23 protein-coding genes are annotated in these 23344 nt (G+C 49.3%); 7 read left to right on the top strand and 16 right to left on the bottom strand.

The genetic code is table 11. The features are described 5' to 3' along the window. The first annotated feature begins 210 nt into the window (after nt 1–210). From PCH02S_RS24450 to PCH02S_RS24440, 3 genes are read left to right on the top strand one after another with little or no spacing between them, the layout of a single operon-like run. A complete protein-coding gene (locus tag PCH02S_RS24450; RefSeq protein ID WP_127456718.1) occupies nt 211–1572 on the top strand; it encodes an LLM class flavin-dependent oxidoreductase in 1362 nt (453 codons plus the stop codon). Between the two features lie 52 nt (nt 1573–1624). After that, on the top strand, nt 1625–2989 hold the full coding sequence (locus PCH02S_RS24445; RefSeq protein WP_127456717.1) for an LLM class flavin-dependent oxidoreductase: 1365 nt from the start codon (nt 1625–1627) through the stop codon (nt 2987–2989). Between the two features lie 34 nt (nt 2990–3023). Continuing rightward, on the top strand, nt 3024–4100 hold the full coding sequence (locus tag PCH02S_RS24440) for an aliphatic sulfonate ABC transporter substrate-binding protein (protein ID WP_127456716.1): 1077 nt from the start codon (nt 3024–3026) through the stop codon (nt 4098–4100). A 573-nt stretch (nt 4101–4673) separates the two neighbouring features. Here the strand turns inward: PCH02S_RS24440 and PCH02S_RS24435 are convergent. Genes PCH02S_RS24435 through PCH02S_RS24420 form a run of 4 tightly spaced genes read right to left on the bottom strand, consistent with a single transcriptional unit; the run spans nt 4674 to nt 8485 of the window. After that, the gene (locus PCH02S_RS24435) at nt 4674–5507 is read right to left on the bottom strand and encodes a (2Fe-2S)-binding protein (RefSeq protein WP_127456715.1); all 834 of its coding nucleotides are present in this window, start codon (nt 5505–5507) and stop codon (nt 4674–4676) included. 21 nt (nt 5508–5528) lie between these two features. Continuing rightward, nucleotides 5529–6380 (bottom strand): ABC transporter ATP-binding protein, encoded by an 852-nt coding sequence (locus tag PCH02S_RS24430; RefSeq protein WP_127456714.1) that lies wholly within the window; start codon nt 6378–6380, stop codon nt 5529–5531. A 30-nt stretch (nt 6381–6410) separates the two neighbouring features. Then, nucleotides 6411–7442, bottom strand: coding sequence for a FecCD family ABC transporter permease (locus PCH02S_RS24425; RefSeq protein WP_127456713.1), 1032 nt, complete (start codon nt 7440–7442; stop codon nt 6411–6413). After that, a complete protein-coding gene (locus PCH02S_RS24420) occupies nt 7442–8485 on the bottom strand; it encodes a FecCD family ABC transporter permease (protein WP_246069238.1) in 1044 nt (347 codons plus the stop codon). Before PCH02S_RS24420 ends, PCH02S_RS24425 begins: the two co-directional genes overlap by 1 nt. A gap of 287 nt (nt 8486–8772) precedes the next feature. Here PCH02S_RS24420 and yhbH point away from each other — a divergent pair, with 287 nt between their 5' ends. Both yhbH and PCH02S_RS24410 read left to right on the top strand, forming a co-directional pair. Then, nucleotides 8773–9930: a sporulation protein YhbH gene (gene yhbH / locus PCH02S_RS24415; RefSeq protein WP_127456711.1), complete on the top strand. Its 1158-nt coding sequence runs from the start codon at nt 8773–8775 to the stop codon at nt 9928–9930. Beyond that, nucleotides 9927–11360 (top strand): SpoVR family protein, encoded by a 1434-nt coding sequence (locus PCH02S_RS24410; protein WP_127456710.1) that lies wholly within the window; start codon nt 9927–9929, stop codon nt 11358–11360. The genes yhbH and PCH02S_RS24410 overlap by 4 nt, the downstream gene beginning before the upstream one ends. Before the next feature lie 60 nt (nt 11361–11420). On the opposite strand, the gene PCH02S_RS36885 is transcribed toward PCH02S_RS24410, so the two are convergent. Together PCH02S_RS36885 and PCH02S_RS36880 are read right to left on the bottom strand one after the other, a co-directional pair. Continuing rightward, a complete protein-coding gene (locus PCH02S_RS36885) occupies nt 11421–11699 on the bottom strand; it encodes a Uma2 family endonuclease (RefSeq protein WP_307719950.1) in 279 nt (92 codons plus the stop codon). Between the two features lie 23 nt (nt 11700–11722). Further along, nucleotides 11723–11986, bottom strand: coding sequence for a Uma2 family endonuclease (locus tag PCH02S_RS36880; protein WP_307719949.1), 264 nt, complete (start codon nt 11984–11986; stop codon nt 11723–11725). Between the two features lie 586 nt (nt 11987–12572). On the opposite strand from PCH02S_RS36880, the gene PCH02S_RS24400 reads away from it, so the two are divergent. Beyond that, nucleotides 12573–13364 carry a hypothetical protein gene (locus PCH02S_RS24400; RefSeq protein WP_246069237.1) on the top strand — a complete coding sequence of 264 codons (792 nt, stop codon included), beginning with the start codon at nt 12573–12575 and terminating at the stop codon, nt 13362–13364. A gap of 310 nt (nt 13365–13674) precedes the next feature. Here the strand turns inward: PCH02S_RS24400 and PCH02S_RS24395 are convergent, their stop codons facing one another. The 10 genes from PCH02S_RS24395 to PCH02S_RS36265 all read right to left on the bottom strand — a co-directional run bounded on the left by PCH02S_RS24395 (nt 13675) and on the right by PCH02S_RS36265 (nt 22969). Then, nucleotides 13675–14505, bottom strand: a complete 831-nt coding sequence (locus tag PCH02S_RS24395) for an aldo/keto reductase (protein ID WP_127456709.1) — start codon at nt 14503–14505, stop codon at nt 13675–13677. 85 nt (nt 14506–14590) lie between these two features. Continuing rightward, nucleotides 14591–16036 carry a nicotinate phosphoribosyltransferase gene (locus tag PCH02S_RS24390; protein WP_127456769.1) on the bottom strand — a complete coding sequence of 482 codons (1446 nt, stop codon included), beginning with the start codon at nt 16034–16036 and terminating at the stop codon, nt 14591–14593. Nucleotides 16037–16054: 18 nt separating this feature from the next. Next, nucleotides 16055–16888 carry an ammonia-dependent NAD(+) synthetase gene (gene nadE, locus PCH02S_RS24385; protein ID WP_246069236.1) on the bottom strand — a complete coding sequence of 278 codons (834 nt, stop codon included), beginning with the start codon at nt 16886–16888 and terminating at the stop codon, nt 16055–16057. 63 nt (nt 16889–16951) lie between these two features. Beyond that, on the bottom strand, nt 16952–17494 hold the full coding sequence (locus PCH02S_RS24380) for a cysteine hydrolase family protein (protein WP_127456708.1): 543 nt from the start codon (nt 17492–17494) through the stop codon (nt 16952–16954). A 70-nt stretch (nt 17495–17564) separates the two neighbouring features. Continuing rightward, nucleotides 17565–18332, bottom strand: coding sequence for an NUDIX domain-containing protein (locus PCH02S_RS24375; RefSeq protein ID WP_174806820.1), 768 nt, complete (start codon nt 18330–18332; stop codon nt 17565–17567). A gap of 113 nt (nt 18333–18445) precedes the next feature. Next, on the bottom strand, nt 18446–20518 hold the full coding sequence (locus PCH02S_RS24370) for a class I SAM-dependent methyltransferase (RefSeq protein ID WP_127456707.1): 2073 nt from the start codon (nt 20516–20518) through the stop codon (nt 18446–18448). Between the two features lie 52 nt (nt 20519–20570). Continuing rightward, complete coding sequence (locus PCH02S_RS24365; protein ID WP_127456706.1) at nt 20571–20897, bottom strand: SPW repeat domain-containing protein; 327 nt, start codon at nt 20895–20897, stop codon at nt 20571–20573. Nucleotides 20898–21055: 158 nt separating this feature from the next. Then, nucleotides 21056–22183 (bottom strand): stalk domain-containing protein, encoded by a 1128-nt coding sequence (locus tag PCH02S_RS24360; RefSeq protein WP_127456705.1) that lies wholly within the window; start codon nt 22181–22183, stop codon nt 21056–21058. Between the two features lie 101 nt (nt 22184–22284). Further along, nucleotides 22285–22641 (bottom strand): hypothetical protein, encoded by a 357-nt coding sequence (locus tag PCH02S_RS24355; protein WP_127456704.1) that lies wholly within the window; start codon nt 22639–22641, stop codon nt 22285–22287. Between the two features lie 13 nt (nt 22642–22654). Next, complete coding sequence (locus PCH02S_RS36265) at nt 22655–22969, bottom strand: hypothetical protein (RefSeq protein WP_218033183.1); 315 nt, start codon at nt 22967–22969, stop codon at nt 22655–22657. Nucleotides 22970–23003: 34 nt separating this feature from the next. Between PCH02S_RS36265 and PCH02S_RS36260 the strand changes: the two genes are divergently transcribed. Beyond that, the coding region (locus PCH02S_RS36260) for a hypothetical protein (RefSeq protein ID WP_218033182.1) at nt 23004–23344 on the top strand (341 nt) is incomplete at its 3' end.

Genomic DNA, 23344 nt, shown 5'->3' with positions numbered 1-23344 from the left:
CTACAAAAAATGGAAGTCAATCCTATAATTCTTATATAACCCACTTGTTTTATCGGAATTAATATGCTAGCATAACTAATCAATAACCCATACAGCCCATTGGTCCACCAAAGGCTCTCCAAGCAACGCACATCAGCGGCTAGCTTGTGAGAGCCTTTTTGCATACTCGGGGCGCTTATATGTAAGGACATTATTCGGGAGGGATGAAAAATGAGTACACCTGAGCAGAGACAACTGCGTTTAGGAGCATTTCTATTTCAAGTGGGTCACCACGTGGCGTCTTGGCGTTATCCGGATACAGATGCCCAAGGCATTTTGCAGCATGCGTTTTACGAGCATTTTGCCCAAACAGCGGAGCGCGGCAAATTCGATATGATTTTCCTCGCAGACACACTTGCGGTCGTGGATCGATTTAAAACGAACATCAAGCATACCGTAACCGTTCGGCCTGAACCTATCACGCTGCTTTCCTATTTGGCAGGCGTTACGGAACATATCGGATTAGCGGCTACTGTATCTACTTCGTATCATGAACCGTACAATTTGGCGCGTGAATTCTCCTGCTTGGATCATTTGAGCGGAGGGCGCGCAGCGTGGAATGTCGTGACCTCTGGCCGCGATGAAGAGGCTCATAATTTCAGCCAAGACCGTCACCTCGCCCATGATAAAAGATATGAACGAGCACGCGAATTCGTTGATGTCGTCACCTCCCTCTGGGATAGCTGGGAAGATGACGCTATTGTGGCAGACAAAGAAAATGGCATTTTCGCTGATCCCAACAAAGTGCATGAGTTGAATCATCGCGGCGAGTTTTTCGCTGTACGCGGCCCATTGAATTTGCCGCGCTCACCGCAAGGCAGACCCGTTGTGATTCAAGCGGGAGCATCGGAGACAGGGAAACACCTTGCTGCCGAGACGGCGGAGGTCGTTTTCACCGCTTGGCAAACGCTGGAAGAGGCGCAGCTCTTTTACCGCAGCGTCAAGGAGCTGGCTGTCACTTACGGCAGATCGCCGGACGACATCCTCATCATGCCGGGCATTTTCCCGGTTATCGGAGCAACCGAAGAAGAGGCGCGTGAGAAAGAAGCGCTGCTCCAATCTCAAGTGCTGCCTGCCGTCGGGTTATCGATGCTCTCTGCATCGCTGAATGTCGATTTGACCGGCTATCCGCTGGATGGCCCGCTCCCTGATCTGCCGGAGCTGCAGCAAGTGAATGGCGGCAAAAGCCGCTTCCAGCTCGTCTCCGATATAGCGCGCCGGGAAGGCTTGACGATCCGCCAATTGATGTACCGGGTGACAGGCGCTCGCGGTCACCGTACCATTTATGGCACACCGGTCCAAATCGCCGATCAGCTGGAAGAATGGTTCAAGGGTGGCGCTTGCGACGGCTTTAATATCATGCCGCCTTATTTGCCGGGAGGTTTGGAAGAGTTCGTGGACCTCGTCATTCCTGAGCTTCAGCGAAGAGGGCTATTCCGTACCGAATATGAAGGAACAACCTTGCGCGATCATCTAGGGTTGTCTAAGCCGCAAAGCCGTTTTCAGAAGGCTGAATCTGCAAGTGGATATTAAGTAATAAATGATAAGTGATACGTAAGCATTCTAGAATTGGGGGAATGTATCAATGGGAACTAACCATGGGCAAAGACAGCTTCATCTGGGGGCTTTTATATTTGGCGTTGGGCATCATATCGCGGCTTGGCGTTATCCTTTGACAGATACAGGCGGGCTATTGAAGCTTGATTTCTACAAGCGATTTGCCCAAACAGCGGAGCGAGGGAAATTCGATCTCGTTTTTATCGAAGACATCCCCGTGCTGCCGGAGCCGCTGAACCGAGCTGTCCAGTATACGCTGCCGGTCCGGGCGGAACCCTTGACCCTGCTATCCGCACTGGCTTCGGTCACCAAGAAGATCGGACTGGTCGGAGCCGTATCGACGACCTACAGCGAGCCCTTTCATGTGGCGCGTAAATTCGCCTCCCTCGATCATTTAAGCGGCGGGCGGGCAGGCTGGAATGCCGTCACAACCAGCATGGAAAATACCGCCAAGAACTTCGGGCGCGACCATCATTTGGATCACTCCCTCCGTTACGAGCGAGCCAAGGAATTCGTTGACGTAGTAACAGCTCTCTGGGATAGCTGGGAAGAAGGCGCGCTCGTTATCGATAAAGCAACCGGCCAATTCGCCGATCCGGATAAAGTTCATGAGATCAATCATGTCGGCGAACATTTTTCCGTGCGCGGTCCCTTGAACGTTCACCGTTCAGTGCAGGGACGTCCCGTTGTCGTGCAGGCCGGTTCTTCCGCGACGGGTCAAGCCTTTGCTGCCCAGACGGCGGAGGTCGTGTTCACAGCTTGGCAGACGCTGGAAGAAGCGCAAAGCTTCTATGCTTCCCTTAAAGGGCAGCTTCCCGCTTATGGACGTTCGCCGGATGAGCTGAAAATATTGCCTGGCGTCCTCCCCTTCATCGGCGCGACAGAAGAAGAAGCGAAAGCGAAGGAAGCCGAATTTCAGGATCTTGTCCTCCCAGCCGTCGGGCTGGGGATGGTGCAGAACATCCTGCGGGTCGATCTTTCCGGCTATCCGCTGGACGGACCGCTGCCTGAACTGCCGGATGCGACCGAGATTAATGGCGGCAAAAGCCGCTACCAGCTGCTGCTGGATATGGCGCGAAGAGAGCAGCTTACGATTCGCCAGCTCATCCACCGGGTGACCGGGGCCCGCGGACATCGAACCATCGCTGGGACGCCGGTCCAAATAGCGGACCAATTGGAAGAATGGTTCGTGAGTAAAGCCTGCGACGGCTTCAACATTATGCCGCCTTATTTGCCCGGCGGACTGGATGAATTCGTCGATCTGGTTATTCCCCAATTGCAGCGGCGCGGCTTATTCCGCACCGAGTATACGGGAACTACGCTGCGTGATCATCTTGGTTTGGCTGAGCCTGCGAATCGCTTTGCTCAGCGCTCGGCCACATCTGTTCACTAAATTATAGAGTTACCACGAGAGGGGTCATGTCTGTATGAAACAGAAATCATTTTATAATAAAAGCTTATCCTTCCTGACCATTGTTACGTTAGTACTTTTGTCCGCATGCGGTGCCAAAACGGCGGGCGCTCCGACAAACGGCGGAACTGCCGCTCCAAGCGGAACCTCCGCTGCGCAAAGCAGCAGTGCGGCAGCTACTCCCGCGGCTGCTTCGAAAGAGAAGGTCGTTGTAAACATTGGTATCCAAGGTAAAACAGGCGTCCTGAACTTCGCTCGTGAGAAGGGATACTTCGAAAAAGCATTCCAGGCTGCCGGCGCTGAAGTCAAATGGAACGAATTCGCCAGTGGACCTCCGCACTTCGAGGCGATTGCGGCAGGCAGGCTCGATTTTGGCGCCACCGGCGGAACTCCCCTCATTTCGGGGCAAGTTGGCGGGGTTGATTTTAAGGGCATCGCTGTGACAAGCGACGGCAAAAAAGGCAACATGATTATCGTGCCGAAAAATAGTCCCATCAAGGAACTAAAAGATCTGAAAGGCAAAAAAGTCGCCGTAGCCAAAGGCAGCAGCGCCTATAACTTCCTGTACATGGCCATCGATAAGGCCGGGTTAAAGGGCGATGACGTCAAAGTTATTCAGCTTCAACCGGATGAAGCAAGACCTGCTCTCGACAGCGGCGCCATCGACGCGTGGTCCATTTGGGAGCCTTATGCGACTACAGCCGTGTACCAAACGGGAGCAACGATTTTGGTCACTGGTGAAAAGCTCAATATCAACGCGCCTTCCTTCCTGATAGCCCGCACCAAATTTACACAGGAGCATCCGGATCTGACCGTGCTTTTCCTCAAAACTTACGAAGAAGCACGCAAGTATTACGTCGACCATCAGGATGAAATCGCAGATGAACTGTCCAAATCCCAGAAGCTGGACAAAGCCATCGTTGTCGATGTTTTGAAAAACACTTTCCCGATCCTCTCTTCGATCACACCGGAGTTCGCCAAAGCGCATCAGGAGCAGGCTGACTTCCTGCAATCCGTCGGCGCTATTAATAAGAAGCTCGACACGTCACAGGTCCTTGAGAGCAAATTCATAGATCAGGCGTTGAAAAAGTAAGCTTAAGGCTGCCTAAAGTAGATACTCTACTTGCGGGTGGCCTTTTGTTTTGTGTATTAACTGTGGCGCATCTGGTCGTCCCCTCGGCAGTGAGTAGGTGGAGTAGGGAGTAGGTGGAGTACTTGCAACTAACGCCGATTACTCCAGCTACTTCCCGCAAAACCATGTACTTTAATCCAATTAACTGCATTTTCTCCCGCTACTCTCTGCAAATTCAGCAGATTTCGGCTAATCACAGGCGATTTAGATGGAGTTCCTACCACTTTTGGGTTCCCAGCCTGCCGCCTACTACTTACAAATAACGCCTCTACAGACCTCTATTTCGCCGAAAAGTGGCCATTTCGGAGCTGTAGGGAACTAGCGGCCGCTATTTCTCCAGTTTCGCAGAGAAAACAGAGATTGATGGGCAAATAAAGCCCTGTAGTTCCGCAAGCATGCGGAAACGGCTGATTTTGCCAAGATTACGGCCGCAGGTTCCCTTATTTTCCGCGCGGGTAACTGCGAACAAACAAAAAAGGCCATCTGATTCAGTCATTTCTTCTGACTAAATCAGATAACCTCCTATTCGCAATGTTATTTCGCAGCCGCCTTAGACGCAGCTTCCTGAGCCAGCTTCTCCCTGATCTGCAGCTTGCGCTCTTCGCGTTCACTCGGTTTCAGCCGAGGACATGTGTAGCAATAATAGCCACCTTCCGTGCAGTAAAACATGCAACAGCCCGACTTCATCCGCACCTGAGTATCCGGTTCACCGGGAGCGCTCGGGTAATCCAGGTAGATAAACTTAACGTTCAGCGGATTTCCCGCACGTCCGAAAACTTGGCCGTTTAGCTCCCGCGAAACAAACGTCCATTCATCCTCGATGCGCAGCTGCTCCTGCTCGGAACCGGCCTGCTCTTTTAAACGGTCGAACATATAACGCATCCGTGTCGGAAACAACTTCCACAAATGTGTGATATCCATTTCGGCAGCCAAGGAAGCCGCTTCTACAATGGGTCGAATGTGAGTGCCATACCAGTGGCTTAAGTGCTCTTTGCGCCATGCGCTGCGCTCTCCCTCTCGCGGTCCTTCCAGCTGCCGAATATCATCAAGCACATAGCGGAACTCTGCATATCCTTGTTTGTGCATGTAGATTTGCAGCGTCCAAAGCTCCGGATCCAAATCGATCAACTCATCCTTCAACATCATGCCATGCACAGCCATATTCAAAACACTAAGCCTGCTTATAAAATACACACAAGCCGCCGCAGGCTCTAGCGCCTTCATAAGCGGCGAGTAAGCGCTAATTAACTCCCGCATACCGTCCACTGTAGAGAGGCGGCTGCCTGCTATCGTAAATAACGACTGTGGATGCGACTCCGTAGTAACCCCGAACTGCTCCGCAAGAACATGTTGTAAAGATGAACCCATGATCTGGCCTCCTTCTGCTTTTTAACGAGATTCGCCAGCCGCTACCGTGGCTCTAGCTAATTCTGGCTCCGTTTTTTCCTTTTTCTCTGTACCTACCAGATCATAAGGTATACAAAGCGGCACACCCGTGCGCGGATCCTTCACGATATCCGCCTCAATGCCGAAAACTTCGCGAAGCACCGGCTGCGTCACTACCTCCTCCGGCGTCCCTTCGCTTACGACCTTGCCCTGCATAATCGCGACCATGTGATGCGCATAATGAGTCGCATGGTTCAGGTCATGAACGACCATGATGATGGTCCTTCCTTCTTCCTTATTCAGCTTTTGAAGCAGCTTCAGTACCTCAAGCTGATGCGCCATATCCAGGAACGTCGTCGGCTCATCCAGGAAAAGGATGTCGGTCTGCTGCGCCAATGCCATGGCAATCCACGCCCGCTGACGCTGACCGCCGGACAGCTGATCCACCGGCCGATCGGCAAATGGCAGCATACCGGTAACTTCGATTGCCCAGCTGATTGTCTCCTTATCCTCCTTCGTCATAGAGCCGAAGCCTTTCTGATGCGGAAATCTTCCGTAGGAAACCAATTCGCTCACCGTCAAGCCCTCAGGCGCAGTTGGGTTCTGCGGCAAAATCGCCAGTTCCCGTGCGACTTCCTTCGTCGTCCGTTGGTGGATCGATTTCCCGTCGAGGTACACCTGGCCGCCTTTTATTTTCATAATACGCGCAAGTGATTTTAAAATCGTGGACTTGCCTGAGCCATTGGCGCCAACAAGTGCTGTGATTTTGGCATCAGGTATCGATAAATTCAAGTTGCTGACAATCAAACGATCGTCGTAAGCAATGTCTACTTGCTGTGTATACAAACGAGTCATGGGGATGTCTCCTCTCAAAATAAGCTTTTTTTAAGCTTTGGATTTCGCAAGCAAAAATAAAAAATAAGGAGCGCCGATGACAGCTACGACAATGCCGGTTGGAATTTCACTTGGCTGTAGAATCCAGCGAGCCAGCGTATCTGCCACAATCAGCAGGAGACCTCCCGTTAACATGGAAGCCGGAAGCAAATATTGATGCTTGGGGCCAACCAATTGTTTGGCAAGATGAGGACCAATTAAGCCTACAAAACCAATGCCGCCGCCAACAGCAACGCAAGCTCCTGCAAGAGCAACGGCCGATGCAAGCAGGCCAAGCCGTTCCTTTTCGACAGACGTCCCTAGCCCACTTGCCAACTGATCTCCCAAATGAAGCACGTTCAAGGTTTGCGCTTTATATAGGACATAAGGGATAAAAATAATAAGCCATGGCAGCAGAGCCATCACAAACTTCCAATTCGTTCCCCAGATGCTGCCTGCCAACCAAATGGCAACAAACTGGTAGTTTTGAGGATTCATTTTGATTGTAAGCACTAGCATCGCTGCATGGAATCCAGCTGCGACCGCAATACCTACCAGAACGAGCCTCGTGGGTGAAATGCCAATACCTTTTTTATAGGCCAAAACATAAATCAATGCTGCTGCAGCTCCAGCCCCAAGCATGGCGAGAAGCGGCATCATGTAGACGGGAGCCGCCTGTTTAACAGGGAAAAACGAAATAAACAGCACAACCGCAAGCCCCGCGCCGGCGTTAATGCCGAGAATCCCTGGATCTGCCAGCGGATTGCGCGAGAGCCCCTGCAGAATAGCACCCGATAAGGCAAGTCCTGCACCGACCAGCACCGAAATAATAATGCGAGGCAGGCGAAATTCGAAAAGAATCAGTTCCTGTTTATCCGTTCCTTGGCCGAACAACGCGCGAAGCACGTCCATCGGAGACAAGCGAATGAATCCTGTATTCATACTGATAATAAAAACAAGCACGATCGCCACAAGCAAAATAGTTAACACGGTATAGGCTTTGACTGATCGCTTGCGTGTTGTAATTTCTACCAGAGAGGCCATTACAGTTCTCTCCTTTCCTTACGGGCCAAATAGAGGAAAAACGGCACGCCAATCAGCGCGATCAAAGCGCCGATCGGGGTCTCAAATGGCGGGTTAATCATCCTTGCGCCAATATCGGCGATCACCATCAGCAGCGCGCCAAGTATGCCCGAGCAGGGAATAATCCAGCGATAATCGACGCCGACTAATGCCCTTGCCATATGCGGGATAACCAGCCCCACGAAGCCAATAGAACCAACGGCCGATACCGATGTTCCTGCGAGTACAAGAGGCAGCAGCATGCCGGCCGCTTTCACCCAGCCCGTCCGCTGCCCTAGTCCTGCAGCAATTTCATCACCAAGACTTAGCACCGTAATCGATCTGGATATTATAAGCGCTCCGATGATGCCGCCGAGAATCCATGGCCAGACAATTTTGATTTGCAGCCATTTCGTTCCGGCTACGCCGCCCGCATACCAGAACGCCAAGTCCTGCGAAATGTGAAAATAAATCGCAATCCCTTCGCTAAGCGCTAAAAGCAAAGCACTCACCGCTGCGCCGGCCAAAGCAAGCCGTACGGGGGATAAACCTCCTTTTGCCATGGAGCTTACGCCATAAACAAGCCCAGCACCGATAGCAGCTCCGGCAAAGGAGAACAAAATCAAATAATGAAAGGGCAGCCCCGGGAAAAAAGCAAAACAAAGCGCAAGCACAAAGCCTGCTCCAGCATTAATCCCGAGCAAACCCGGATCAGCAAGGGGATTCCGTGTCATTCCTTGCATAATTGCGCCAGAAACAGCAAATCCAATACCAACCAGCGCTCCGGCCAACGCCCTAGGCAGTCTCAACTCCTTAATGATTTGATGCTGGGTTAATTCCGGGTTGAACCGAAATACGGCTTCCCAAACGGTAGACAGCTTGATATCAGCCGCTCCTACCGATACAGACACAGCAAGACCGAGCAGTAAAGCAGCCAACCCTCCGAAAATAATAAATGAAGCTACAAGCGGTCGGCTTCGCAGCTTAGGACGTGGAGCATCGGTTGATGCTGCAGTTGAACGCATGAACATATTCCCCTTCCGATAGGTACCCCAATCAAGATGAAATCAGCTTCATCTTACTCATGAAAAACATTATAGCACAGATGATAATGATTATCATTGTTAATTTGTCTATTTAAACCTGACAAAGTGTGTTCAGGTAATCTTTTGAATCATCACATATCCCCCACGCTCTTGAATATATTTAGTAACAAGCTTTTTTTCACATCTAAATCATTGCTTTGTGCATGCCATACGATAAGGGTAAGGAGCTACTTGCCTAGGAAGATCACCCCCAAGGAGGTGTCAACATGACAGAACCCCTATTTACCGTTTCGCGTGAGGATTGGTCATTGCACCGTAAAGGGTACCAAGATCAAACCCGACACCAAGAGAAGGTCAAAGATGCCATTAAACAGAACCTCCCTGATTTGGTTACAGATGAAAGCATTGTAATGTCCAACGGGAAGCAGGTTGTGAAGGTACCTATTAAGAGTCTGGATGAGTACCGTTTTCGGTATAACTTTAACAAAGGGAAACATGTCGGACAGGGAGACGGCGACTCGCAAGTGGGTGATGTGCTTGGAACCGACCCTCAGCCAGCTCAAGGACCTGGGAAAGGCGAAGGCGCGGGCGATCAGGCCGGTGAAGATTATTATGAGGCCGAAGTGAGCATGGAGGAGCTTCAAGCGATGTTGTTCTCTGAGCTGGAGCTGCCGAATTTGCAGAAAAAAGAGAAGCGCAACATGACGACCACAGAAGTGATTTTCAATGATATCCGCAAAAAAGGCATTATGTCCAACATCGATAAAAAGCGCACCATCATTGAAAATTTGCGCCGGAATTCTCGCTCGAATTCGCCGGGTATTCACCATATAAGCCCCGATGACCTTCGTTTCAAAACGTGGGATGAGGTCGAGAAGCCGCACTCGAATGCCCTCATCATCGCCATGATGGATACGTCAGGCTCCATGGGGTCCTTTGAGAAATATATTGCACGCAGCTTCTTCTTCTGGATGACGCGGTTTCTGCGTACCAAATACGAGAATGTGGAAATTGTGTTCATTGCTCACCATACGGAAGCCAAAGAGGTTACGGAAGAGGAATTTTTCACAAAAGGAGAAAGCGGCGGTACGATCTGCTCCTCCGCCTACCAAACCGCCATTGATATTATTGATAAAAGGTACCCGCCTTCTCAGTTTAATATTTATCCGTTCCATTTCTCTGATGGAGATAATTTAACGTCGGATAACGAACGATGTGTGAAGCTCATCTCCCAATTAATGGAGCGCTGCAACATGTTTGGTTACGGAGAGGTCAACCAATATAACCGCAGCTCTACGCTGATGTCCGCTTTTCGCCACATTCATGATCCTAAATTTCTGCATTATGTCATCCGCGAAAAAGGCGAAGTTTACAAAGCGTTGAAAACCTTTTTTACCAAGCAGGAGGGAGTGGCTGTTCCGTGAGTAAATCCGAAATTCAGCAGCTTGAATACGCCATTGATGAGATAACGGAGATTGCCAAAGGGTTTGGGCTCGACTTCTATCCCATGAGGTACGAAATATGTCCCGCCGAAATTATTTATACGTTTGGGGCCTATGGGATGCCAACCCGTTATAGCCATTGGAGCTTTGGGAAAAATTTTCACCGCATGAAGACGCAATATGATTTGGGGTTAAGTAAAATCTACGAGTTGGTTATCAACTCCGACCCCTGCTATGCTTTTCTACTGGATGGCAACTCGCTCATTCAAAATAAGCTCATCGTCGCTCACGTGCTGGCGCACTGTGATTTTTTCAAAAATAACGTCCGCTTCTCCAAAACGAACCGCAACATGGTCGAAAGCATGTCCGCCACGGCCGAGCGTATCCGACAATATGAAATCGAGTACGGTATTGACGAAGTCGAGCAATTCATTGACGCGGTACTCGCCATTCAAGAACATATTGATCCTGTGCTCACCCTTTCTTACAGGCAGGCGCGCGATCGCCAAGAAACCAACAAAGCCTCAACCCCCGCTGCGAAGTCGGAAGCGACTTATGGTTATGAGGATTTATGGAGTTTGGATGCTAAAAGTAAACCCGCTCCTTCAACGGATAAAGAGGAAGTCAAGCGCTTCCCGCCAAAGCCTGAGAAGGATATCCTGCTCTTTATTGAAGAGAATGCGCCCTATATGGAGAATTGGCAGCGGGACATATTGACCATGCTGCGCGATGAAATGCTGTACTTCTGGCCACAGTTGGAGACCAAAATCATGAACGAAGGCTGGGCTTCTTACTGGCATCAACGCATTTTGCGCGAGCTTGATTTGACCGAAGAAGAGACGATTGAATACTCCAAACTCAATTCGTCTGTCGTTGTTCCCTCCCGTCATACGCTGAACCCGTATTATTTGGGCGTAAAAATTTTCGAGGACATCGAAAAGCACTGGGATAATCCGACCGAAGAGGAAATACGGACGCAAGGCCGTAAAAAAGGCGAAGGCCGGAACAAAATGTTCGAGGTGCGCGAGTACGAATCCGACACCTCCTTTATCCGAAACTATTTGAACAAACCGTTAGTGGAGGAACTGGATTTATACATTTTTGAGAAAAAGGGCCCTGAGTGGAAAATCACGGACAAAACATGGGAGAATACGCGGGATCAACTATTCGCATCGCGTGTCAACGGAGGGTTCCCGTATATTGTCGTGGAAGATGGCGACTACCAGCGCAATGGCGAGCTGTATTTGAAGCATTGTTACGAAGGCGTCGAGCTGGATCTCAAATACGTGGAACGGACGCTTCCCTATATTTACAAGCTCTGGGGTAAGTCCATCCATATGCATACGGTTGTGGAAGAGAAGCCGGTTTTGTTCTCTTTTGACGGTAAGAAGCATCATCGCAGATTTCTGTAGAGTTGAGCGGAAAATAAAACCTCCAAGCCTTGTGGCTATGGAGGTTTTTGAATTTAAGTTCTATTCTATACTGAACAGCCTGTTCATAGGTATCTGTAAATCTTTAAATGTAATGGACTGGATTGCTTCCTGCTCCGTATACAGATGCCGTACCTGGTAACTACCATCCTGCAGATAATAGACGTGAGCTGTTCGGTTGCCAGGATCAACAATCCAATACTCCTGTACCCCGTACTTTTGATATAAATTGAACTTCTCATTAAAGTCTTTTAATGCCGTAGAAGGGGAAAGCACTTCAATGATAAGAGCTGGAGCACCATTGCAGCCTTTTTTTGAAATTTGTTCTTTTGAACAAACAACGGTCAGATCGGGCTGTGTAACATGGTCGGCCGAGTCATACGCTTCACTTTCGCTAAAAAAACATCAAATGGAGCGACGAACACAAAGCAACTCCGATTCTGAAAGAATGTCCGCAAAGCGAAATGGAGTTCTCCTACAATGAATTGATGCAAAGAAGTTCGAGCTGGTGACATATTGTAAGCTTTGCCATCAATTAACTCCCATGTTCCGTCCCATGTTAGCCAGTCTTGATAGGTGTGAATTTTCTTCTCATCCGGATTTGACACGATGATGTTCAACCTCCTTCTGATTTTGCTGTGACATTTATTAATTGTATCATGTTCAAGCGAACCATTGCTAATACGCAAAAACAAACGATCAAGAGCTATTTTCCAACCGACAAAAATAGTGCTATTCCGACAACGGTAATCGACGGACATCCTATTCAAGGGATGTTACGCTTAAAACTCAGTTAATTGATAATAATTTTCATGTCAGGAGATGAGTTGAAAGTGAGAATGAATATTTTATTTAACAAGAGACCAATTTCTGTGAACTTTATCGGCACGGACCACAAACTAATTCCCTCTCTAATCAACGCTCTTCGTTATAACAAATTCACAACGACGAATCTTGGTCATACTTTAGAGCATGTAGACTTATTTAGCTCCGAAGCCATTTTATACGCAAAGGATGGAAATAAAGCGAGAATTCCAATTTTTTAATCAGGATTGCTACATACAAGAAAAGCCTATTCGCTAGAGTGATTCGTTCACTTTACGGATGGGCTTTTTTCGTGCGGCTTAGCATAATTTAGTTCTGAGTTTCATAGACTGATAGAAATGAAATGATTGAAATGATAGGAGTTGCCTTATGTATACGATCCGTCTCGCCAAAAATAAAGCAGCCTCCCTACTTATCTATCTCCTGATTATGATAACTAGTTTCATATGGACCATCGTCTGGGGGACTCATGGACATGTCCGACCGCCGAACCTCCCTATTTCCGAGTATCGCGTCGATCAGGCAAGCAATGGCGTTACCCTCCACACGATTCGAACTCCGCCGCAAAATATAGGACTCAAAGCGATCACTGCAAATATAACGGACCTGAGCGACAATGGGATCAACGGCGGTTTCTTCTGGCAGGGTTATCTGCTAAGCATTGCCGTCATTAACGACCTCCCGGTCAAAGGGCAGCCCGGCGATTATGGCTCCGGCTGGTTTAATATCGACCGTAAACGAGGAACGTTGGTCTGGGATGAAAAGGCGCAAACTTTCACGATTCAAGTGGTCGAAAACGCCAATGAACTGAAAGTCATGGATCGCAGCCAGTACTGGGCGCAGGGCGGTGTGAGCATGGGACTGACGAACCCAGACGGTTGGGCGGCCCAAGCGGTTTCGGAAGAGATGCCGGTCATTGACGAGAAGCGCATGCGCTCAGGTATCGTGTACGACCGGAACAATAACGTGTACCTGGTCGTAGCTCCTACACCATGCACGGGTGAACAGTTCCGCACAGCCATACTGGAGCAGGTGGGGAACGGTCAGCTCGTGGACGGCCTTTTCCTGGATGGCGACGGTTCTTCGCAGCTCAAGGTTGCGGACTACGTGCTGCCCGGCGATCATCGCGAGGTGTATCAGATGATTACGCTGCGGAAGTAAGCGAGCGGAGGGACAAGTCCCTGAACATGGATGTAAAAATGAACAGCAAGTATAGGGAAGGGGGAACTAGGATCCGCTATTTCGGCAAAATCTGAAATGAACCCATTGATGCTGCTGAAGCGGAACTACAGGGACTTATTTCTGGCCAATACCCGTATCTCGTCATAAAATCGGACAAATAAGGGACCACAGTTCCCATCCAGCCGCCAAAGAGCTGTTTCGCAGGCAAATAACACCCTGTAGTTCCCCTCGAGCCGAGAGGGCGGCCGAAAAAAAGAACTCCCGCCAACAAACCGCGGGAATTCCATTTTTAGAACGGCACGTTGTCCGGATCAGGCCCGATTCGTTTGTTCTGGTTCAACGAATCTACAAGAGCCATATCCTCAGCGCTCAGCTCAAAATCAAAGATATTCGCATTCTCGCGAATCCGATGCGCTGTCACCGATTTCGGAATCGTGACGACACCGTTCTGTATGTCCCAACGCAGCACAATTTGTGCCGCTGATTTCCCATGCTTGGCCGCGAGCTGCGTGAGTACCGGATGATCGAGATTCCCCTGCATCAGCGGACTCCAAGCTTCCAGCTGAATGTTATTCTCGCGAGTGAAGGCGAGCAGTTCTTTTTGCGCCAGCTGCGGGTGGTATTCGACTTGGTTCACAGCAGGCACGACACCTGTATCTTCAATCACATGCTGCAGATGATGAATTTGAAAATTGCTAACGCCAATCGCGCGCACATGGCCTTCTTTGTACAAATGAACAAGGGCTTTCCAAGTTTCCCGATACGTCGCCGGTTTAGCCCAATGAACTAAATACAGGTCGATCGTTTCGAGCCCGAGCCGTTTGCGGCTTGCTTCAAAGGCCTGCAGGGTGGACTCATAGCCCTGATCCGAGTTCCACACTTTGGTGGTGACGAAAATCTCGTCGCGCGGCACACCGCTTTCACGCAGCCCCTGACCGACACCTTCTTCATTCTGATAGATTGCGGCCGTATCAATACTTCGGTAGCCCAGTTGAAGGGCCGTTTTTACAGCGCTAATGACTTCCTGGCCTTCTTTGCTTTTCCAAACACCTAGTCCCAGCCATGGCATATGCACGCCATTATTGAGTTGAACTCCTTGAGTAAATGCTTGCGTCGACATTGGATAATCCCTCCATCAGTTCATAGGATATGACGGCTCTTGAAAGAGTACGCACAATCCCTATCATACCACTCGGAGTATCCAATCACATAATCGTATGGGCATGGATCAAATTCATTTTCAGCTCCCATAGCTCCGTGCTTAAGTTCACACGATAGCCTTCCGGGTTAAGTTTACGTAAATATTGCGGCCAAAACGTGCGGATTTGCTCCTTATGATACGCCCGAATCTCATCCAACGTAGGCAGTTCATAGACAAGCTCGCCTCCCGTAAAAATCGGCTTAAGCAGCGGAACCGCTTCGTAGTCCTCGATATACTTGTAGATATACGTATGCGTGGGATCGAACAACTTCACTCGCTCGCCGCGCTGAATATCGACCTCGTGCTCCATAGCCAGGTAATCGGCTTCCGCTTTACCGGTTTTTTTGTTGATAATCCGGTAGGCTTCCTTGAAGCCGGGATTGGATACTTTCTCGGGGTTGCCCGAGATTTTGATAACCGGCTCGAACGAGCCGTTTTTCTCCAGGGCAACAAGCTTGTAAACCCCGCCGAGCGCGGGCTGATCGGCAGCGGTGATGAGCTGGGTGCCTACGCCCCAGACATCGATTTTGGCCCCTTGGGCCTTCAGCCCCTCGATGATATTCTCATCGAGATCGTTCGAGGCGACGATCGCCACCTCGGGAAAGCCCGCCTCATCCAGCATAAGCCTCGCCTGCTGGGATAAATACGCCAAATCGCCGCTGTCGAGGCGAATGGCGTTCATGCGCTTGCCTTGCTGCTGCAGCATGCGCGCGATCTTAATCGCGTTCGGCACGCCGCTGCGCAGCGTGTCGTACGTGTCTACGAGCAGCGTCACTTGCTCCGGCAGCGCCTCAGCATACACACGGAAAGCTTCCTCTTCCGTGTCGAAGGCCTGCACCCATGCGTGCGCGTGGGTGCCCTTGGTCGGGATGCCGAACAGCATCCCGGCCCGCAAGTTCGACGTCGCGTGGAAGCCCGCGATGTAAGCGGCTCTTGCGCCCCAGATCGCGGCGTCAGCCTCCTGGGCGCGCCTCGTCCCGAACTCAAGCAGCACCTCGTTCGGAACGACCTGTTTGATCCGCGAAGCTTTCGTCGCGATGAGCGTCTGGTAGTTCACGAAGTTGAGAATCGCCGTCTCGACAAACTGCGCCTCAAAGATGCTGGCGACTACGCGCACAAGCGGCACGTTCGGGAAAACGAGCGTACCTTCCGGTACGCATTGCAGATCGCCGCTGAACTTGAACGCGCGCAGCGCTTCAAGAAAGTCTTCGCGGTAATGCTCTTCCTGCTCCCGCAGATAAGCAATTTCGTCATCCCCGAAACGCAGGTGCTTGATATAGTGAACCAGCCGCTCCAAGCCGGCAAAAACAGCGTATCCGCCGTCAAACGGCAACTTGCGGAAATACACCTCGAAAACGGCTTTCTCTTGATACGTGCCTTTCAACCAATGCGCGTACATCATATTGATTTGATATTTATCTGTGTGAAGCGTCAAATTTTCATAATTCATTTCGTAGTTCATATCAAATCATCCTCTCCACCAAGTATCGTAGCAGGTTACCGGTCCTCTGCGTTTATGTTCCGTAATCGCATAACGTTCCTCAATTTTCTGAACAATATCGGCAGGAACGGGGCGGCCCTCCAGATAGTGATCCAATTGCACATAGCTAACACCAAGGGCATCTTCATCCGGAAGACCGGGCTTCAAATCCTCCAAATCAGCCGTAGGCTTCTTCAAATACAAATGCTCCGGGCATCCCAACCGCTTGAGCAGTTCCTTGCCTTGCCGTTTATCTAGCCCATAGATCGGAGCTACATCGCAGGCGCCATCCCCATGTTTCGTATAAAAACCCGTAATAGCCTCAGCGGCATGATCCGTCCCTAGCACCAAAAGCCCATAATGCGCAGCTAAATCATACTGCACCTTCATACGCTCGCGAGCCTTAACGTTCCCTTTATGAAAATCACTCAGCGTTTCACCTGTCGCTTCCGCAAATTGCTTCACCGATGCATCGACGGCTGGTTGAATATTGACCGTGACAACTCGGCTAGCCGCTATGAACTGAATGGCTGCCTGCGCGTCTTCTTCATCTTTTTGAATGCCATAGGGCAATCTAACCGCCATAAACTGATAAGCATCCTTGCCGCTTTCCGCATTCATTTCATCGATCGCCATTTGAGCCAGTTTGCCTGCTAATGTGGAGTCTTGGCCTCCGGACATGCCCAGCACGTACCCTTTGGCTCCTGTGTAGCGAAGATATTCTTTAAGAAACTGGATACGGCGTTGAATTTCGTTCTCCGGGTTAATTTCGCTTTCTACATGCAATATGGTTTGAATTTCAGCTTGTGTCGTATGTGGCATTGGGGACATCTCCTTCATCATATTGGATAATCCTAGCATTCCAGTTAATGCTGCTGTTTCATACTACCAACCGCGAACAACTTTAGCCCCAAGTGTGCCCTCAAAATGCTGCAAAGCCCATTCATGGCCTTGGCCGTTAAAGCTGGCAACCGCGTCCTCATGGACCACGATGTCAAAGCCTTTATTGTAAGCATCCACCGCAGTGTGCAGCACGCAAATATCTGTGCAGACGCCAATCAGATGAAGCTCCTGAATGCCCCTGGCTCTGAGCTTCAGCTCCAAATCCGTACCGCAGAAGGCGCTGTATCTCGTTTTATCCATCCAATAAATATCGTTTTTATGCTGCTCATACACGGTATTCAACCGGCCGTATAAATCGCGGCCCGCTGTGCCTCGAATATTGTGCGGCGGGAACAGCTTCGTCTCCGGATGATACGGGTCCTGTTCATCATGCAGATCCACCGCCATAACGACGAAATCCTGCTGTTCTACGAATGCCTCCGTGATCTCGGAGATCCGTGTTTCTATGGCAATACCAGGATCCCCGCATGGAAGCTTCCCGTCAACAAAATCGACCGTATAGTCAATAATAATCAATGCTTTCATCTTAACCAACTCCTTGATTTAGTATATTTGATAGTATTAATAAGACAATATCAAAGGGTAAAAGAGAGGCCTAGCTGTAAATGGACAGCTGAGGCACATAATCAGTGAAACGGTAGAGCTGAGCCGCACGTTGGGAATAGCGATTTGACATTTTGCCTTGTCCGTTGTGGTCCAGAACCTCTTCAATAATCCCTTTGCGGCTCTGTGTAGAAGTAATTTTACGGATAAAATTTCGTTCGTTGAAGGTCGGGACGACTGTCTGAATCACTTGATACAATTCGCTGATGGTGAATTCCTCGGACAAAAACTCTTTGGCAATCGTTGTCGTAAGCATCTTCGTCTGAATTTGGGCAAGCGCATCACGTACGATCATTTCGTGGTCAAACGCAAGATCCATCGCGAGTGCTTCCTCCACAGGAAACAGCCGGACATCTGCGGCATCATCAGCTGCTTGGCGCTTCTCCAGAAAGCGCTCATGCACTAACGCGAAAAACGCGTGGGAGATGATCCACCCCCGAGGATCGCGTTTCGGCGTGCTGTACACGTTGAAATAGGCAAGGTGGACATCGGAAACTCCCGTTTCTTCCGTCAGCTCGCGCCGCGCGCTCTCCTGAATCGTTTCGTTTTCGGACGAGAATCCGCCTGGCAGCGCCCATTGTCCTTCGAATGGCCACTGCTTTCTTTGAATGAGCAGCACTTGCAGCTCTCTATGCGGGAGCGACTTCTTCGTAGACTCCTTGCCTTCGGAAGTGATGGTGAAGATCACGATGTCGGCAGGCGCACCGTCTGGCGTGCGATATTTGCTGGCTTGATAATTGCTTTCATTTTCTGCGTTCATGGCGATCACCTGCTTGGATGCGATTAATCATATTATCGTTTTGATATTCTCATTATGACATATTAAAAAGGCGCGTGCAATAGTTTTTTTCCAGAATGACAAATCGCAGCAGCCTATTTTTCGATGACTATTAAACAAGTGCTGTCCGGCAGCGCAACCGCGGTTCCACTTTCATCCAGCAGTTTTACTTTGCCCTTCAGCGCTTCCGTGTATCCTTCCTGCAGGAAATGCCTGTTCTCAATAATTTTGGCCTCAGGTCCCAGCGTACGATGGATAAAAGCTGTGTATTCACTCGGTGTAAAGTAACCGAATTGTTCCTGCACTTCATGTACATACGCTTCCTCGCCCCATGTATAGGTATAGAGGAACTCCATCGCATCATTCACGGGCATAACCACTTTATCCGCCTCAACAACCTCATACTTGATCTCTCGTCCGGCAAAATCCTTTGCATACCGTTCGAGATGCGTCATATCCCCGTTCTGCAAAAAGTGAATTGTTCGCTTTTGCTCGACAGGCTCCGTCATAATCCCATCGCGAATCACGATTCTCCCGCCAGGCGAGAGAACATCATAAGCGCTGCGCAGTGCCGCAGCAATGGTCGCATGGTTGAATTTTCGCCCCTCATAAGGGATATAGGAGTAGAGCTCGTGGAGGATGGAAGAAAAGATGACCGTATCAATGGTTCCTTGTTCCACATACTGCTTCAGATCAAGCGCATCCCCTTTCAGAACAGTCCATTGATGACCTTCCAGCTGCTTCTTGCGCTCCAGCGCCTCGATCACGTTTGAGGAAATATCAATCCCAATGGGATGCTTGTCCGGCAAATACTGTTCAATCAGATCGAGCATGACACCACCGCCCGGACCGATATCGACAACACGCTTCCCAACAACGTAGTCCAGCATCAACTTCTTATAATCGGCCGTCTGATTCATTGTGGTCAAATAATCTTCTTCATTGTGAAAACGGTCGTAGGCATCTCTCCGCAATTCAAACAGATCGAATAGCAACAGCACAGCCTTTTCATATAACGGGGACTTCTCGGCCTCTACGCAGAATTCAATCAACTTCTCTGCAGCAGGGGAAAATTGGCATGTAAAAAACACGGTATCCGCAAGTTGAGATTTCCGCTCAATGAGGTGCTTCAAGTGGCCGTTGCTCCACGCCAGTTTTCCTTCGGCTATTTCTTCCCACGTCATCTCATCCACATATTTTTCGATCATCCGTTTCTTGTAGACGTTGACTTTCTTACTGCCTTTGTAATCGTAATACAAAATATTCATGAAGGGCTCAAAGCTGATATGGCGGACCGAATCCCCTTCACGGCAGGCCTCTTGGATTATCAGAAATACACGAACCATCTGCCTTAATGTAAAATCCTGAAAAGCCGCTTCTACATACCATAAGGTTGTCGCTTCCAAAAAAGCCCCTAAACCATTTAGCAGATCAGGCGCTTCATCCAAAATCCGTTGATAGTCCCGCTCGAAATTTTCACCTTTTCGGATAGAGTTGCCGCGTAATTTAGCCAACCTGTCTTTCAAAGAAATCTCTGGTTTCAATGCTCCTAATAAAATCTTCTCAATCAACGACCTTACTTGACTGCTGACCGAAAGCCAAAGCTCTTCCGAAACCGCCGCAATGATGCACTCGTTCAGCGCCAGAAGCAAATCCCTTAACTCATCTGCCGATAGCAAGCGATCTTCCACTAATTGGGTTAACGGAGCGTGTTCCCGCAGGGGGACTTCCCCTCGAATCGTCTGTCCAATGAGCCCGTGCGTATAGATTAACGTATGTATCACAGCCGATTTATCACTTGAATTCCCAGCATGAAGCTTGTACAGTTGGGCGGAGCCTTGATTATGTACATAGAGATGTATGCCTTGATTCTGCCACGTGAAGCGATCCCTCAGAGTACCTCCTTTAGAGACCTCAGACCAGATCAATACTTCTTCCAACACTTCCTTCTTCCAAAAAGACAAAGCAAGCTCGTCCAACCTTAGCAAGGTCCGCTGGACATAATCAAGAACAGGGTTCGCCTGAGCCAGCTCCTGGATCGACTGAATCCGCTCGAAGTTCACGATGCGCTCTTCCGCCGAAACCATGTAGGATAGCCATTTATGCTCAGAAGCTGCTGCGGTGTCCCCTGCTCGATAGTTGTGTATCAGTTCTAATGAACGGAGCATATCTATGTGTTTCCTCCTATAGAAAGTTGGTACTTAACATCAGTATAATTGATCATTGCTCGTCGGCATACAAATTCGCGTAATTGATGAGAATGGTCAAGAAACCAAGCACGACAAATAAGAAATAGGCCATCAACTCTACGTAGAACACATTCGGAAAGAGAATAAAAATGGCACCAATCAACAGGCACAGCCAGTTCTGCCAGACCCGCTTTCCTGACTTGCCTAAAGCGAGCAGCGATCCCACGAATTGCACGCTTCCAAGCAGCACACAGACAAAAAACGCATTCGTTTGAGCCTCAAATCCAAACACCCAGGGGCTGACCAGAAACCAGAGTCCCATGCACGCCGACAATCCATTTTTCAAATACATGGTCATCTTCCACCTCCTACAAGTTTTGGCAACGTAAAAGGAGATCTTTTACGAGATAATATAGTATACGCAAACGCTTTCAAATATGTGATATAGAAAAGCCTCCAGCTCACCCATTTATTTGGGCGGACTAGAGGCTTCGTGGTTATAAGCTTATGAGGGAGTTACTGTTCAATGTGTAAAACGCCGGCATCTCCTGTTTTCACTTCAGCTTTCAGGATGTCTGACACGAATTTGAGCGGCACATACAAGATATCATTCTGAATGACCGGGGCTGCGCCCAAGGACACAGGTGCCATTTTCGCATAAAAATAGCTGTCTTTGCCCACGGTCACACTCGTCCATTGCGCTCCCTTGTGAACTTCAGCCGCATAAGTAGCTTGGTTCCAAGTTACTTCATAACCAAGACCTTCTGCTACCTTACGGAAAGGCACCAAGCTTACGCCTTCTGCACTCGTTATTTGGTCACCAGAAGCCAAATCCATCGCAACTTTGGGAGCCGGCTCCGTTTTAACCGGAATGTTCAAATCCGCAGCCAGTGGAAACCGGAATTCCGGTGAACCCATCACGCCCGGTGCGATCGCATATTTCGGGAATACGACGACCGCTTCGCCATTTTCCACATAAAAGCCTTGTGATTCTCCAATGCCCTTGAAATCGTCCTTAAAATAGTTCTCCGGATGCTCATCCATAGCCGCTCGAACTCCAGCATCTACGGTTTCTTTGTAACTGTCGCCAAGCACATCCTGCAAGGTAACCCGCTGGGCTTCTTCACGGTTTAACACATTGTAGGTATCAACACGCGGCATGCCAGTTCCCCCAGTGGCTCCGTACGTAGTTATTTCCAGGGAGACGAGCCCGGCCGGGAAACCCGTTCCATCCAACTTCAACTTGTAAATTATCGTAAGTTCATAAGGACGATACGTAAATCCTTTGGTTTTGGCATCAGCTGCAGCTTCATCCGCCTCTTTCTCCCAGTTCGCCAAATCTTCATTCGCATGGGACAAAAGAATATCGTTCAACTGCTCCTCATATTTCGCATCCAGCATCCCGGTAAGCTGAGGAACTTTGACATTCGTCTTCAAGTTTTCCGTCTTGGAGGTGAGCGCAACCTCTTTCATTTGAACCGCTGCGGCTTGGATGGCAATCGGTGTCACCTTCGCGCTGATAGGAACAGCCGTCACTGTTTCTGCTGAAGCTGACCCTGCGGTCAGTACAGCACCGCTTACGCCAACCAGCACCGCACATCCGAGCACACTCATTTTCAACATGTTAAAAGGATTTTTTCTCATTTCACGTCACTCCTCATTCGTTATGGTCTAGTTATCTGTGTTTGTTCTAACCTTCACGATAACAAGACGCACGAGCGAATGAAAAAGTCTGATCACGATTGTTATTTTAAAAGCAATTCAATAAAATCTACAACCTTGCCATTCATTGAACTGTTTTTTTGTCTAATCGACATACCGCTTCCGGAGGAGTTTCGTGTGAACTCAACAACTACCTGACGTTTTGCGTGAGAAACATCAATGAGCAGAACTCGCAGAGTTTCCGGGGGAATTTGCATCTCATCTGCTAGATACTCTCCATTTATTGTTGCGGGCAGCCTGTTTCCTGTGTCGGCATCTCTTACAGCCAAAGAAAGAATACGCGCTTCTTTCGAAGAGTTGTTAATCGTAATGGCCAAGTCGTCTTGATTTTCTTTCTTGATAAAAGAGAATTGTGATTTTGAACTGTTAACTAGACTCACAGAAGTGCACCTCCTAGTTGATGGAATTGTTTTGTTTTAATAGCTCAAACATCATTTGTTTTTTTTCGCGTTCCTCTTCCAAAAACTTCGTAACAAGCCCTTCCAAACCGGATAACCCTTTCCCGCCACCACAATTGCACCCGTCTTTAATATTTGAGCTGACCGGATGGCAGCAGCAATTTTTCGACAGGAGGAGCAACACACTGATCAGCAACGTATTATCGCTAAAGTTAATAAGCGTACTATTGCCCACTGTGAAGCTGTTTCCGTTGGAGACCGTATTGGCAGAATTATTGGCTGAACTCGCCAACCCGTTGGCTGTACTCATTAATGCACTATGGTAATCAAACGTATTATTTGAGGTGCTTTCATTATCGGATTCATTCGTAGCACAGCTTTTTGAATCCAATGCGCTGCCGGCGTGGCTCGAATTATTGTTAGTGGAAGAATTGTCTGCGTTGCTCGTATTCGTGGTAGCATTATCGCCTGTTGTTGCCGTAGAGTCGGTGTCAGAGGAGTTCGTGGAGGTACTTCTCGTGGTCGATGAGTTGTCCCCCGTTGTTGAAGTGCTTGGGCCAGCGCTGGAGGAGGCATCTGTGTCCGATGAGTTCGTAGCGTCACTGCCGCTAGTGGAGGAGTTATCTCCGGTCGTTGAAGAACTTGGCCCTGTTGAGCTTGTTGCGTCCGTATCGGATGTATTGTT

This window comes from Paenibacillus chondroitinus NBRC 15376 (assembly GCF_004000765.1).
Taxonomy (GTDB): Bacteria; Bacillota; Bacilli; order Paenibacillales; family NBRC-103111; genus Paenibacillus_E; species Paenibacillus_E chondroitinus.
Note: the sequence above shows the minus strand (reverse complement) of the source record. Positions and strands in the feature narration are given on the sequence as shown.

What these genes read in the sequence shown, in the direction of transcription:
- PCH02S_RS24450 (WP_127456718.1), top strand. Translation starts at nt 211, where the DNA reads ATGAGTACACCTGAGCAGAGACAACTGCGTTTAGGAGCATTTCTATTT.
- PCH02S_RS24380 (WP_127456708.1), bottom strand. Translation starts at nt 17,494, where the DNA reads ATGAAAGCATTGATTATTATTGACTATACGGTCGATTTTGTTGACGGG.
- PCH02S_RS24420 (WP_246069238.1), bottom strand. Translation starts at nt 8,485, where the DNA reads ATGCGTTCAACTGCAGCATCAACCGATGCTCCACGTCCTAAGCTGCGA.
- PCH02S_RS24390 (WP_127456769.1), bottom strand. Translation starts at nt 16,036, where the DNA reads ATGAATTATGAAAATTTGACGCTTCACACAGATAAATATCAAATCAAT.
- PCH02S_RS24425 (WP_127456713.1), bottom strand. Translation starts at nt 7,442, where the DNA reads ATGGCCTCTCTGGTAGAAATTACAACACGCAAGCGATCAGTCAAAGCC.
- PCH02S_RS24395 (WP_127456709.1), bottom strand. Translation starts at nt 14,505, where the DNA reads ATGTCGACGCAAGCATTTACTCAAGGAGTTCAACTCAATAATGGCGTG.
- PCH02S_RS24435 (WP_127456715.1), bottom strand. Translation starts at nt 5,507, where the DNA reads ATGGGTTCATCTTTACAACATGTTCTTGCGGAGCAGTTCGGGGTTACT.
- PCH02S_RS24400 (WP_246069237.1), top strand. Translation starts at nt 12,573, where the DNA reads ATGTATACGATCCGTCTCGCCAAAAATAAAGCAGCCTCCCTACTTATC.
- PCH02S_RS24430 (WP_127456714.1), bottom strand. Translation starts at nt 6,380, where the DNA reads ATGACTCGTTTGTATACACAGCAAGTAGACATTGCTTACGACGATCGT.
- PCH02S_RS24370 (WP_127456707.1), bottom strand. Translation starts at nt 20,518, where the DNA reads ATGCTCCGTTCATTAGAACTGATACACAACTATCGAGCAGGGGACACC.
- nadE (WP_246069236.1), bottom strand. Translation starts at nt 16,888, where the DNA reads ATGCCACATACGACACAAGCTGAAATTCAAACCATATTGCATGTAGAA.
- yhbH (WP_127456711.1), top strand. Translation starts at nt 8,773, where the DNA reads ATGACAGAACCCCTATTTACCGTTTCGCGTGAGGATTGGTCATTGCAC.
- PCH02S_RS24375 (WP_174806820.1), bottom strand. Translation starts at nt 18,332, where the DNA reads ATGAACGCAGAAAATGAAAGCAATTATCAAGCCAGCAAATATCGCACG.
- PCH02S_RS24365 (WP_127456706.1), bottom strand. Translation starts at nt 20,897, where the DNA reads ATGACCATGTATTTGAAAAATGGATTGTCGGCGTGCATGGGACTCTGG.
- PCH02S_RS24445 (WP_127456717.1), top strand. Translation starts at nt 1,625, where the DNA reads ATGGGAACTAACCATGGGCAAAGACAGCTTCATCTGGGGGCTTTTATA.
- PCH02S_RS24440 (WP_127456716.1), top strand. Translation starts at nt 3,024, where the DNA reads ATGAAACAGAAATCATTTTATAATAAAAGCTTATCCTTCCTGACCATT.
- PCH02S_RS36265 (WP_218033183.1), bottom strand. Translation starts at nt 22,969, where the DNA reads ATGAGTACAGCCAACGGGTTGGCGAGTTCAGCCAATAATTCTGCCAAT.
- PCH02S_RS24360 (WP_127456705.1), bottom strand. Translation starts at nt 22,183, where the DNA reads ATGAGAAAAAATCCTTTTAACATGTTGAAAATGAGTGTGCTCGGATGT.